7 protein-coding genes are annotated in these 12,450 nt (G+C 62.2%); 2 read left to right on the top strand and 5 right to left on the bottom strand.

Annotated elements, in window-relative coordinates:
* Nucleotides 1–108: 108 nt before the first annotated feature.
* On the bottom strand, nucleotides 109–1,218 hold the full coding sequence (locus DLM85_RS12660) for a DUF4249 domain-containing protein (RefSeq protein ID WP_165822125.1): 1,110 nt from the start codon (nucleotides 1,216–1,218) through the stop codon (nucleotides 109–111).
* Nucleotides 1,219–1,519: 301 nt separating this feature from the next.
* Here DLM85_RS12660 and dnaE point away from each other — a divergent pair, with 301 nt between their 5' ends.
* Entirely contained in the window at nucleotides 1,520–5,236 is a 3,717-nt protein-coding gene (dnaE, locus tag DLM85_RS12655) for a DNA polymerase III subunit alpha (protein ID WP_111478463.1), read from the top strand.
* A gap of 274 nt (nucleotides 5,237–5,510) precedes the next feature.
* On the top strand, nucleotides 5,511–5,840 hold the full coding sequence (trxA, locus tag DLM85_RS12650) for a thioredoxin (protein WP_111478462.1): 330 nt from the start codon (nucleotides 5,511–5,513) through the stop codon (nucleotides 5,838–5,840).
* 80 nt (nucleotides 5,841–5,920) lie between these two features.
* On the opposite strand, the gene DLM85_RS12645 is transcribed toward trxA, so the two are convergent.
* The 4 genes from DLM85_RS12645 to DLM85_RS12630 all read right to left on the bottom strand — a co-directional run bounded on the left by DLM85_RS12645 (nucleotide 5,921) and on the right by DLM85_RS12630 (nucleotide 12,366).
* Nucleotides 5,921–6,862, bottom strand: a complete 942-nt coding sequence (locus DLM85_RS12645) for an energy transducer TonB (RefSeq protein ID WP_111478461.1) — start codon at nucleotides 6,860–6,862, stop codon at nucleotides 5,921–5,923.
* 127 nt (nucleotides 6,863–6,989) lie between these two features.
* A complete protein-coding gene (locus DLM85_RS12640) occupies nucleotides 6,990–9,950 on the bottom strand; it encodes a T9SS type A sorting domain-containing protein (protein ID WP_111478460.1) in 2,961 nt (986 codons plus the stop codon).
* Nucleotides 9,951–10,199: 249 nt separating this feature from the next.
* A complete protein-coding gene (locus DLM85_RS12635; RefSeq protein WP_111478459.1) occupies nucleotides 10,200–10,664 on the bottom strand; it encodes an Lrp/AsnC ligand binding domain-containing protein in 465 nt (154 codons plus the stop codon).
* 598 nt (nucleotides 10,665–11,262) lie between these two features.
* A complete protein-coding gene (locus tag DLM85_RS12630) occupies nucleotides 11,263–12,366 on the bottom strand; it encodes an isoaspartyl peptidase/L-asparaginase family protein (protein WP_111478458.1) in 1,104 nt (367 codons plus the stop codon).
* Nucleotides 12,367–12,450 lie beyond the last annotated feature (84 nt).

Genomic DNA, 12,450 nt, shown 5'->3' with positions numbered 1-12,450 from the left:
GGCGTACCGGAGCTGCCGCCGGCCCCGCGGGCAACTACCGAACCATCAAATAAACGATAACCGGGGCAAATGCCGGCCGGGCGAATCCACCTTTCGCGCCGCCGGCCCCTACGGCCAGAAGTCGGGCCGCACGTTGGTGCCCCGGGTGCGGCAATCGATGCAATCGGTCGTGCCGTAGTAAATGCCGCCGGGCGGCCCTTCGTCGACCGGGGTGTAGCGCCCGTCGACGAAGAGGTTCAGCGTCCCGTTCTCGTACAGCTCGCAGTTTTCGTAGCCGGTGACCAGGGGCCACGAGGGCGGCAAATCATTGCGGTCGATGAAGATGCGCTTTTCCGTCACCGACTGCGCCCCGACGAAGCCCAGCACTTTTTCGGCCGGGTCGCTGAGGCTGTGCACGTTGCCGGTCAGCTGCGAGGGCATAGGGCTGAACACGGTGCCCAGCTGCTCGGTGTTCCGGCGCAGCTCGACCCAGTAGGCGTATTCCTCGGGCGTGAGGGCGTACTGCCGCACCAGCAGGCTGTACTTGCTGGAGAGCTTGGGCGAGGTATCCAGCAGCACCGTCAGCGGCTCCGAGGCGGCATTGGGGCTCCGGTGCAGGCTGCTGCCCAGCTTGATAGCCGAGGGCTTCTCCGAGCCCCAGCAGTGCTGAATATCTTCGCTGCGGTAGCTCAGCCGCCCGTTGCGGAACTCCCGGTACGAGCGGTAGCGGGACTTGAACTCCCAGGTTTCCTCGTAGCTCCAGCGGTAGTGGTGAATTTCGTTGGCGTCGTCGTGGGCATTGACCAGCAGGCGCAGGCGCTTGTCGGCCCCGATAACGCTGGAAATCGAGTCGACGGGCGGGGTGTGCAGCACGCGCGTGTAGCCCGAAGCGTACTCGCGGCCCTGGGCCGTGGTTAGGCGCAGGCGCACCAGACGCCCGGCCGGCAGCAGCAGGGCGCCCGAGGTATAGGTACCCGCCACGCCTTCGCGCAGGGGGTAGCGCGCCCCGTTTTCCTCTTCCACGAATACGCGCGCCTGTTTTTCGGCGGGCGCGCTGCCTTTTGCGCTCAGGCTTTGGGTGCGCGAGAGGCGCACGCTCGTCACGCCCGCGCTGTTGATGAAGCCGTCGACCACCAGCAGGTTGGCGTCGCGGGCCTCCCGCGGCGGCTCGTACGGCTCGATACAGCCGGCCAGCCACCCCAGGCCCCCAAAGGCCAGACACCTGAACGACAAATGCATTGTATATAAAAAACAAAAACGAATGGCACCTTGTGATTTGAGCGAATATAAGCGGCAGCGCAGCGTTTTTCGGCGCGCCGCCGCCGGCAGTGGGCGCCCCCACCCGCCGCCCACCGGACCCATCGGCGGGTGGTTTTATTGTTACTGATACGCAAAAACTCCCGCCGCCGCAACGTTTCCTTTCCCCGCCGGCGGCGGTAACTTTACCCTACATAATGCTGAATTAGGAATACTGAATGCTGAGTTAGCAGGCGTTCGAGAATTCACAATTCAGCATTCAGAATTCCTAATTCCCCGAAGGATGCCCACGTTCTCGCACCTGCACTGCCACACCCAATATTCCCTGCTCGACGGCCAGGCCAGCATTTCGGCGCTGATGAAAAAGGCCCAGAAGGACGGCATGCCCGCCGTGGCACTGACGGACCACGGCAACATGTTCGGGGCGTTCAACTTTGTGGCCGAGGCCAACAAGTACAACGTGAAGCCCATCGTCGGCTGCGAGTTTTATTTGGTGGAGGATCGGCACAAGAAGGCCTTCAGCCGGGAAAAGGGCGAGCGGGACGTACGCCACCACCAGCTGCTGCTGGCCAAGGACCAGGCCGGTTACCAGAACCTGGCCAAGCTCTGCTCCACGAGCTTTATCGAGGGCACCTACTCCAAGTACCCGCGCATCGACAAGGAATTGCTGCTCAAGTACCACGAAGGGCTGATTGCTACCAGCTGCTGCATCGGCGCGGAAATTCCGCAGGCCTTGCTGTGGAAAACCGAGGCCGAGGCCGAGGAAAAGCTGAAGTGGTGGCTGGACGTGTTCGGTGAGGATTACTACATCGAAATCCAGCGCCACGGCATCGAAAACATCGATAATACCGGCAAAAGCCAGGAAGACCTCAACCAGACGCTGCTGCGCTGGGCCCAGAAGTACAACGTCAAGGTCATTGCCACCAACGACTCGCACTACGTCGACCAGACCGACTTCGCCCCGCACGATTTGCTGCTGTGCGTGAATACCGGCGAGGAGCACAGCATCCCGGTCGGCGACTTCCAGACCAAGTATTTCCGCCTCGTGTCGGGCGAAAACAAGGTGCTTTACAATCACCTTGACCAGCTGCGTCCTCTCGCGGCTAAAGACGACGCCGTGCGCCGGCAGCTCATGCGCATCGACGAGGAGATGCAGATGCCCAAGCCCAAGTCGCGCTTCGGCTTCCCCAACGACCAGTTCTACTTCAAGACCCAGGCGGAAATGGGCGTGCTGTTCGCCGATGTGCCCGAGTCGCTGGACAACACCAACGAAATCGTCGACAAAATCACGCCGCCCAAGCTACAGCGTGATATTCTGCTGCCCAACTTCCCCATTCCCGCGCCCTTCGCCAACGCCGACGAGTTTCTGCGGGAGCTGACCTTCGTGGGCGCTTTCGGCCCGAGCGCGGGCAAGGGCATCGTGACGATGACCAAGCCGCCCCGCTACTCCGAGCGCACGCCCGAAATCGAGGAGCGCCTGAACTACGAGCTGCGCATCATCGAGACGATGGGCTTCGCCGGCTACTTCCTCATCACCCAGGATTTCATCAACAAGGGCCGGGAAATGGGCGTGGCCGTGGGCCCGGGCCGCGGCTCGGCCGCCGGCTCGGCGGTGGCCTACTGCGTGGGCATCACCAACATCGACCCGATCAAGTACTCGCTGCTGTTCGAGCGTTTCCTGAACCCCGAGCGCGTGTCGATGCCCGATATCGACATCGACTTCGACGACGTGAACCGCCAGCGCGTCATCGACTACGTGGTGGACAAGTACGGCAAGACCCAGGTGGCCCAGATCATCACCTTTGGTACGATGGCCGCCAAGTCCAGCATCAAGGACGTGGCGCGGGCCATGGAATTGCCCCTGCCGCAGACCAACGAGCTAACCAAGATGGTGCCCGAGAAGCCCGGCACCACCCTCAACGACGCCTTCGCCGAAAACCCGGAGCTGGACTACATCCTGCGCGACGAGGCGCCCGACAACCTGCGCGGGCAGATTCTGCGCCTGGCCCACAAGCTGGAAGGCTCGGTGCGCAACACCGGCATCCACGCCGCCGGCGTCATCATCGCGCCCGACGACATCACGAAGTACATTCCGGTGTCGACCTCCAAGGACTCGGACCTCTTGGTGACGCAGTTCGACGGCAAGGTCATCGAGTCGGCGGGGATGCTGAAGATGGACTTTCTGGGGCTGAAGACGCTCACGATTATCGTGGACGCCCTCACGCTCATCAAGAAAAACCACGGCGTCGACATCAACATCGACGACATCCCGCTCGACGACCCCAAAACCTACGAGCTGTACCAGCGCGGCGACACCATCGGCACGTTCCAGTTTGAATCCGAGGGCATGCGCATGTACCTCAAGGACCTCAAGCCCACCAACATCGAGGACCTGATTGCCATGAACGCCCTGTACCGCCCGGGCCCGATGCAGTTCATCCCGAACTTCATCAACCGCAAGCACGGGCGCGAGGAAATCGAGTACCCGCACGACCTGCTGGAGCCCATCCTGAACTACTCCCAGGGCATCATGGTGTACCAGGAGCAGATCATGCAGGCCGCCCAGATTCTGGCCGGCTACTCCCTCGGCGGCGCCGACCTCTTGCGCCGCGCCATGGGTAAGAAGGACATGAAGAAGATGGCCCAGGAGCGGGAGAAATTCTGCGAGGGCGCCGAGAAGCTGCACGGTATCAAGCAGAAGAAGGCCAACGAGGTGTTCGACGTGATGGAGAAGTTTGCGGCCTACGGCTTCAACCGCTCCCACTCCGCCGCCTACTCGGTGGTGGCGTATCAGACGGGCTATCTGAAGGCCAACTACCCCGCCGAGTACATGGCTGCCGTGCTGACCAACAACATGTCGGACATCAAGAAGGTGACGTTCTTCATCGAGGAGGCCCGCCGCCAGAACGTGCCGGTGCTCGGCCCCGACGTGAACGAATCCGTCCTGAAGTTCAACGTGAACGAGAAGGGCCAGATCCGCTTCGGCATGGCCGCCGTGAAGGGCGCGGGCGAAGCAGCCATCGAGAACATCGTGGCCGAGCGAGAGAAAAAAGGCCCCTACGCCGATATTTTCGACTTCGCCAAGCGCGTGAACCTGCGCGCCGTCAACAAGAAAACCTTCGAAAGCCTGGCCCTGTCCGGCGCCTTCGACTCGTTTGAGCGGTATCACCGCCGGCAGTTCGTGGAAGCCCCCTCGGGCGACCAGAACCTGATCGACAAGGCCGTGAAGCTCGGCCAGCAGCACCAGGCCGACAAGGACTCGGCCCAGCAGAGCCTGTTCGGCGGCGGCGCTTTCGGGGCCGTGGCTATGCCCCTGCCCAAGGTGCCCGACATGGAGCCCTGGCCGGCTACCGAGCAGCTGCGCCGCGAGAAAGACGTGGTGGGCTTCTACCTCTCGGGCCACCCGCTCGACGACTTCAAGCTGGAAATCGACTCGTACTGCACCTGCGGCCTCGACAAGATTGAGACGTACAAAAACCGCGACATCAACGTGGCCGGGCTGATTTCCAACGTGATGTTCAAGACCACCAAGACCGGGCAGCCCTTCGTGTCCTTCAACATCGAGGACTACGACTCCAGCATCAACCTGGCCCTGTTCCGCGACGACTACACCAAGTTTTCCAACCTCATCAACCCGCGCAACTACGACAAGGAGCAGGTGCCGCCCATGTTTATCCGCGGCAAGTACGCACCCCGTTTCCGCGACTCCGACCAGTTCGAGTTCAAAATCATGACGATGGAGCCGCTGTTCAACGTGGCCGAGAAGCTGGCCGGCGGCGTGCGCGTGCAGCTGGACCTGCGCACCATCACCGAGCCCTTCATGGACCGTTTCATGGCCGCCGTGGAGGAGTGCTCGGGCTCCAAGAAGCTGGAAATCAAGTTTGCCGAGCCGCACGAGCACCTAACGGTGGACACCTACTCGCGCAAGTACCGCATCGAGCCGAAGGCCTTCATCTTCAAGATGCGCGAAATGGAAATCGACGCCTGCCAGCTGATTTAGGTGGCAAAAACCGACAAGAGGAAGTACATCATCCTGAGGGAAGCGCAGGAGCTTATCACGTTTGAGGGACTCATCCCAGCGTGGTGGGGGCCTGCGCTTCCCTCAGGATGAGGGGCGGTATTGCCAATCCCGGTCTATTCACATAGCCCAATCCAGATATTTGAACTTTCCGGCGGGCCGCATGTTTGACAACCAATCTGCTACCTTGCGCGCCCAATCCGCGTAAGCAGGTTACTCAACACTGACACCCACTTTTTCTAAACTGAATACGACAATGGGACATAAAGCCATTGAAATCACCGACGCCAACTTCGACGAAATCATCAACTCGGATAAGCCCGTGCTGGTGGACTTTTGGGCCGAATGGTGCGGTCCGTGCCGCATGGTCGGCCCGGTAGTAGAAGAGCTGGCCGGCGAATACGAAGGCAAAGCTGTCATCGGCAAAGTCGACGTGGACGCTAACCCGCAGACCTCCATGAAGTTCGGCATCCGCAGCATCCCCACGCTGCTGGTGTTCAAGAACGGCCAGGTAGTCGACAAGCAAGTGGGCGCCGTGCCCAAGCACGTGCTGGCTCAGAAGCTGGACGCGCAGGTAACGGCCTAACGCGCTCTATCTGCCCCCTGCAAACGCAATCGGCCCCGCTGTCATGGTGTGACAGCGGGGCCGATTGCGTTTGCAGGGGCTTACCAGTTGGCCCTTGCTTCCACCGGCGGCGAGGGCGGCGGCTTGGGGCCACCAAACAGGCTGAACTGCGGCGCGAAGTAAATTGGGACGGTGTAGGTAAAGCTCGTCGGCACGTTGTACTCGCGGCCGGGCCGAAAGCGCGGCAGGCTGGCCACCACGCGCTTGGCCTCGTTGTCGGCGTCGGGGGAGAGGCCGCGCAGCACGCGCACCTGGCCCACCCGGCCGTCTTCGCCCACGGTATAGCTCACGTACACCTTGCCGGTGATGCCCTTGCGCCGGGCTTCGCGCGGGTAGTTGGTATGCCGGGCCAGGTAGTCCAGCAGGGCCACCTCGCCGCCCGGAAATTCCGGCGCCTGCCGGCGCAGCGGCAGCCCGTCGAAGCGGCTGCCGTCCTCGTTGTAGATTGTCAGGTCGGTGGGCTGGCCGGCGCGGCTGACTTCGACGGCGGCGGGCTGCCCGCTGCTGTAGTAATAGCGCCACTCGCCGGTGGGGTGGTCGGAGGTGTAGTTGCCGGTAGAGCGGCGCTGCCCGTTGCGGTGCACGCTCAGCCAGCGGCCGGTTCGTTCGCCGTGGTGGTACTCGCCGCGCTCCTGCACTTTGCCGTCTTCGTACCACGCCACGTAGAGGCCCTCGGGCTGGTCGTCCTGAAAATGGACCTGGCTGGCCTTGGCCCCGTTGGGATGAAACCCGACAAAGGTCCCGCTGCGCAGCGGCGGGTCGATGCTGGTCAGGAAGCCGCGCAGCAGCAGCGTGCCATTCATGGCAAACTCGCGCATGGGGTAGAGGCTGCCGTCGGGGTGCTGCTCCACCACGCGGTAATGCGTGGCGCTGTCGGGCACGGTGGCCTGGTTCTGCTCGTTGAGGTATACGGCTGGCAAGCTCTGGGCCACCGCTGCCGGTGCGCCGCCGAATACCATAAATACCGCCAGCCAAGCCTTCATGAGCCCCGGAAAGTAACTACCGTCCCGAAATATACGCGTCTGCGGAAAAAAAGGAAAGTCAACTTCCCCGGTTTTTTACAAAAATTAACGCCGGCCGTGGCGCCACCCACGGCCGGCGTCGGGCGCCTCACTCTTTTAGGAAGCGCACCTGCACGCGGCTCTGCTTCGTCTCCACCTGCACGAAGTAGAGGCCGCGGTGCAATTGGTCCACGGGTAATCGGACGACGTCCGGCACTTCCGTGGCACTATACTGCTGCGTTCGGCACAACCGGCCCCGGGCGTCAAGCACCCGCACGGTCACGTCGCTTTGCTGATTGGCAGTCAGCTTGATATTTAGCCAGTCGGTAGTGGGCACGGGCCATATCAGCAGCGGCTCGGCTTTGGTCGTCGGGGCGGCTACGGCTACCACCGGCGAGAGGGTAAATTTGCCGTCGAAGTCAATCTGCCGCAGGCGGTAGTAGCGCACGGCAGTACCGGTCTGAAAAGCGTTGGCATCGAGGTGGGCGTAGCTGGAGGGAACGGACACCGTGCCCTGTCCATTGTAATAATCCAATACTCGATAGTCCAGCCCGTTATTGGAGGCCTGCACCTCAAAGCCCGCGTTGTTCAGCTCCTGCGCCGTACGCCAAGTTACCTGCACGTCTTTTCCGACCAGCCGGGCGCGGAAGTCGACCAGTGACACCGGCAGCGGGTTGATGGGCGAAGTGGTGCCGAAGGTCACATACGTGCCGCTGCCGTTGACCAGCGCCAGGGCCTGCCCGGCGTCGAGGTAGCGGGCCGTGGTGTTGGGCAGGGCGGCCTGTCCGTAATTTTCCCACTGCCCGCCTACCAGCGCGGCAATGCGCAGGGCCTGCTGGCCGGCGGTGGTTTCCTGAATGTCGCTGTAGGGCACGGTGTAGTACAGGCGCACGGTGGCATCGGCCGTGCCGGCCGTTCGGCTCACTTCCCAATATTCGCGGCGGCTCACGGTGAAGAGTTCCGAGCCGGGCGCCAGCGTGGTGGCATTGGGAGCAATGTTGGTGTAAGCCAGCATGCGGTACGTGGCGCTGCTGCCAGCCGTGGGCCGCACGCCCCCTACTTTCAGGCGCCCGTTGGCCCCCACCGGGAAGGTATACACCTGAGCCGCGCTGTTGGTCTGCCGGGCCAGCGGCCCGTCGACGTAGCTCGCGTCGCTGGCCTCGGCCCAGGTGGCCGCGGGCAGCATCGTGAGCAGAAAGGACGAGGTGAGCAGACGGCCGCGCCGCAGGCGCAGCGTGCCGGCGATGGAGGTGGCGCGGCTGAGCGTGACCAGGTTGGCGCTGTTATCGATGACCAGTGCGCCGCTGGCGGCCAGCGCAGCGGGCAGGCCCGAGCCGGTTACCTGGGTGGTGGTACCATTGTAGATGTAGGTAGCCCCGGTGTTGTAGGCGCGGGTGCCGCTAACCTGCACGTTGCCGGTGTAGGCCGTTGCGGCCGGCGTTTTTGCCGCCAGGCCCTGGCTGTGGCCAATGCGCAGGGTTGCGCCGGCGTTCAGCGTGAAGTCCCCTTCCCCGTCGACAACGGAACTGCCGACGTCGAGCGTGGCGCCGCTCAGCACCTGAAAATCCACCAGGCCGGTAATGGTGGTGCCGCTGGCCCGGCTGAAGTACTGGGGCTGCGTCCCGACGAAGTTGACCGTTCCGATGCCGCCGGTGACTTCGCGCCGCAGGTCGCTGCCGGTGCCCATCACCAGGTCGCCGCTCAGGTTGGCCGTGCCGCTGGCCGCGCCCCCGCTTAGTAGCAGGGTACCGCCGTTGAGCCGCAGCGCGCCGTTGACTTTGAGTACCCCCGGCCCCGACGAGGACGAGTTGCTCAGCTCAAACCGGCCGCTGCCCAGGGTAAAGTCGCCGGTCACGTTCAGCATGCGCGTCAGGGCCGAGCCGAAACGGGCCACGCAGACCTGCCCGCCCTGCTGCTCGTAGGCGCCCAGCTGGGTGACCACGGTGCCGCTGCCGCTGCTGTTGGGCGTCAGCTGCAGCCGTCCCAGGCCGGTGTTGCGCACCGTGAGCTTGCCGGCTATCTGCATGTTGCCGCTGCCGTTGAGGTAGAACACGCTGCTGCCGGTGCCGGAGGTACCGTAGTCGGGCGTGTCCCACACCACGTTGCCAAAGGTCTGGCCGTCGTTGGTGAAGCCCGATGCATCCACCACGCCTTTGATTTCCAGGGTCGAAGCCGCGTCCCAGAGGCAGGCCGGCAGCACGCCGCCGTTGGCGGTATGGGTGTAGAGGGCCCCGGCCTGCACGTGCATCTGCGCGCCGCCGGTCATGGTCACGCCCACGCTGTTGCTTTCGTTGCGCAGCTGCCCGAGCATGAGCAGGTCCGGCCCGCTGGCCGCCGCGTCGTGCACCACTTGAATCTCACCGCTGGCCTGCTGCACCAGCGTGCCGCCCGGTTCCACGCGGCATTTGGTGAGTTTGGTTACCGCGTTGATCAGGGCCTGTCCGTTTGCTTTGATGGTTAGCTCCTTAAGGGTCGCGCCGTTGCCGGTCACGCTCACCACGCTGCCGTTGCCGACGGTTACCGGCCCCACTACCGTGGCGGCACTCACGCCGGTTACCAGCTCCAGCGCGGCGCTGCTGTCGACGGCCACGGTGCGCAGGCTAGCGTCGCTGAGCAGCGTCACCAAGCCTTTGTTGCGAATAGTGGTGTTGTGAATCAGCACGTTGTCGGCTTTTACCACCGCCTCCGCCCCCACTCCGCTTACATCCAGGCTGTTGCACACCAACGGGCCGTTGATGTTCAATACCCCCACCGAACCCGCCGCGTTGTTGGCCGCCAGCACGATGCGCCCCACGGTAGCCGGGACGCCCGCAATAGGAATATTCTTACTGTGCAGCACGGTGAAGGTTTTCGTAAAATCCAGGGGTGCGGAATTGGCCACCCAATTGGTGCCGGTCCATCGTTCCCAGCTGCCGCGGTTGTTGAAATTAGCCGGTCCCGATGCCGCCGACCGGTAGTCGCCGATGGCCTGGGCCTGCCCGCGGTGACTCAATAGGCCCGCCGCAAGCAGGCAGGTCCACACGCACCAGCTTAGCAGCCGGTGGCTGAGGAGAGTAAGTGATGAGTTCATGACCTTGGGAAAATGGTGGTGGATAGCCGGCGGCCACTAGGTCGGATGTGGCGTCGGTAGAAACTGCGGGCCTTGGCGCTGCCCAAAAGAACAATTTCATGTAATTATAATACCATTAATTAAGTCTTCAAATAAATAAAGTAAAATTCTATCATATAATTTTAATATATGCAACGATATGGGCTAAACACAAAAAACGCTCTACCCAGGGGGTAGAGCGTTGCACGCAGGTAGCGCAAACCACTGCACTTACATCAGCTGGATCGGGCGGTTAAGCGTTTCTTCCAGCGAAATGAGCGTTTCGGTGCGCTCAATGCCTTCAATCAGCTGAATCCGGTCGTGCAGCACGTCGCGCAGGTGCTGGGTGTCGCGGCACACGAGGCGGGCGAAGACGCCGTAGGCCCCAGTGGTGAAGTGGATGCTGACCACCTCCGGAATGTCGCGCAGCTGCTCGGCCACGCTGCCGTACACCGAGCTTTTGAGCAGGTAGATGCCCAGAAAGGCATTGACCCCGTAGCCGAGCTTGGCGTAGTCAATCTTCAGGGTCGCGCCTTTGACGATGCCCAATTCCTCCAGCCGCGCCATCCGCACGTGCACCGTACCACCCGATACGTGTACTCGTCGGGCTATTTCGGTGTAGGGCATCTTGGCGTCGTCGAGCAGCAATGCCAGAATTTTCCGGTCGGTGTCGTCAAGTTCGTAATTCCGGGACATTTTAGAAGTCGTTGCTTGGAAAAGTTGCAAAAGGGAGTGTCTATTTAAAGAAAGAATGTAATTAGCTCATATTTTCACTGAAAATATTTTATCGTTTAAATAAAGCTATTACATTTGTCTCAATGCAACGCAGTCGGCGTTGCGAATCTTGTAGAAGAGCACCCCAAAGCTTTGCTGACGGTTCGGGTTCGGCAACCAGCCAGCCTCCGGAAAGATTTTCCGGAAGCCAGCGGTTGGGAAGGTTCAACTCCTTCATCTACAACTTGGGTGGATCGTGTGAGGAGGGAAAAACCGGGACGTATCTGGGTGGGTGCGTCCTTCAATAGAGGCGGCATCTGGGTGGGTGCCGCCTTTTTTGTGTCCTTTTGCCAGCAAGTTGGCAATTTTAAGGACGCCTGCAACCAAAAATGATAATCGGGCACCAGCAGCGTCATTGCGTCAATGACGGCAAAGCAAGCCCGGTGTTGCATAGTTTGATATCAGAATACCGATACGGGTATAAATTTGACAGTAACTCCCTCCTGCTGACGCCAATAAAAAAATTGAGCATCCGGTATCCGGATGCTCAATTAGCTTTTACGCCCCTGCCCAAGCGCCCTTATTTATAGATCAGCACCTGCGTCTGGCCGTCGGCTTTGATGTAGCCGCGGTACATGCCTTCGCTGTTGAAGGGCATGGTGAGGTTGCCCTGCCGGTCCAAGCCGATCAGGCCGCCGTCGCCGCCGAGCCGGGCTACCTTGTCGAGGCTGGCCTGGGCGGCGGCGGCCAAGGGTAGGTGCCCGTATTCCATGCGGGCGGCAATGTCGCGGGCCACGGTGCTACGGAGGAAGTACTCGCCCCAGCCGGTGCACGACACGGCGCAGCTCTGGTTGTCGGCATAGGTGCCCGCCCCGATGATGGGGGCGTCGCCCACGCGGCCGTAGCGCTTGTTGGTCATGCCGCCGGTGCTGGTGGCGGCCGCCAGGTTGCCGTACTGGTCGAGGGCCACGGCGCCCACGGTGCCGTATTTGCGGCCTTCGGTGAAAATGGGCGGCTCGGCGTAGCTGCCGGGCTTGCCGGGCTTCAGCTTCACCTTGCTTTTGGCCGGCACCGCTTCCTTGGTAGGCGTGTTCAGCTGATCGGGCACGGCGCCTTTCTCGGTGGCCAGCACCTTTTGCAGCTGCTGGTAGCGGGCCTCCGTGTAGAAGTAGCTGGGCTCAACGATGGCCAGGCCTTTGTCGCGAGCAAACTGCTCGGCCCCGGGGCCCATCAGCATCACGTGCTCCGACTTTTCCATTACTGCCCGGGCCGCGCTGATGGGGTTGCGCACCACCGTCACGCCGGCTACTGCGCCGGCCTTCAGCGTCTGGCCGTCCATGACGGCGGCGTCCAGCTCGTTGCGGCCGTCGTGGGTGAAGACGGCGCCCTTGCCTGCGTTGAACAGCGGCGAATCCTCCATGAAGCGCACGGTGGCCTCCACGGCATCGAGCGAGGTGCCGCCGCGCTTGAGCACGGCGTAGCCGGTTTGCAACGCCTGGTTTAGGGCCTCGGTGTAGGCTTTTTCCTTTTCGGGCGTCATGTTTTGGCGCGTGATGGTGCCCGCGCCGCCGTGAATCACCAGGGTGATGCGCGTCGGGTCGGGCACTTGGGCCGTTTGAGCGGCAACGGGCGACCAAGCAGTAACGAGCAGGGCAGCGCCCAGCAGCAGTAGCTTATTGAGCATGGCGAAATAAAAAAGATCCGCCCCGCCGGCCGGATGACCCGGGGCGGGGCGGGCAAAAGATAACAGGTAAGCAGCAGAGAGCGG

Source organism: Hymenobacter edaphi (assembly GCF_003258365.1).
Taxonomy (GTDB): Bacteria; Bacteroidota; Bacteroidia; order Cytophagales; family Hymenobacteraceae; genus Solirubrum; species Solirubrum edaphi.
Note: the sequence above shows the minus strand (reverse complement) of the source record. Positions and strands in the feature narration are given on the sequence as shown.

Coding starts and splice junctions, on each gene's coding strand:
- DLM85_RS12640 (WP_111478460.1), bottom strand. CDS start 9,950: ATGAACTCATCACTTACTCTCCTCAGCCACCGGCTGCTAAGCTGGTGC.
- DLM85_RS12645 (WP_111478461.1), bottom strand. CDS start 6,862: ATGAAGGCTTGGCTGGCGGTATTTATGGTATTCGGCGGCGCACCGGCA.
- DLM85_RS12635 (WP_111478459.1), bottom strand. CDS start 10,664: ATGTCCCGGAATTACGAACTTGACGACACCGACCGGAAAATTCTGGCA.
- DLM85_RS12660 (WP_165822125.1), bottom strand. CDS start 1,218: ATGCATTTGTCGTTCAGGTGTCTGGCCTTTGGGGGCCTGGGGTGGCTG.
- DLM85_RS12630 (WP_111478458.1), bottom strand. CDS start 12,366: ATGCTCAATAAGCTACTGCTGCTGGGCGCTGCCCTGCTCGTTACTGCT.
- trxA (WP_111478462.1), top strand. CDS start 5,511: ATGGGACATAAAGCCATTGAAATCACCGACGCCAACTTCGACGAAATC.
- dnaE (WP_111478463.1), top strand. CDS start 1,520: ATGCCCACGTTCTCGCACCTGCACTGCCACACCCAATATTCCCTGCTC.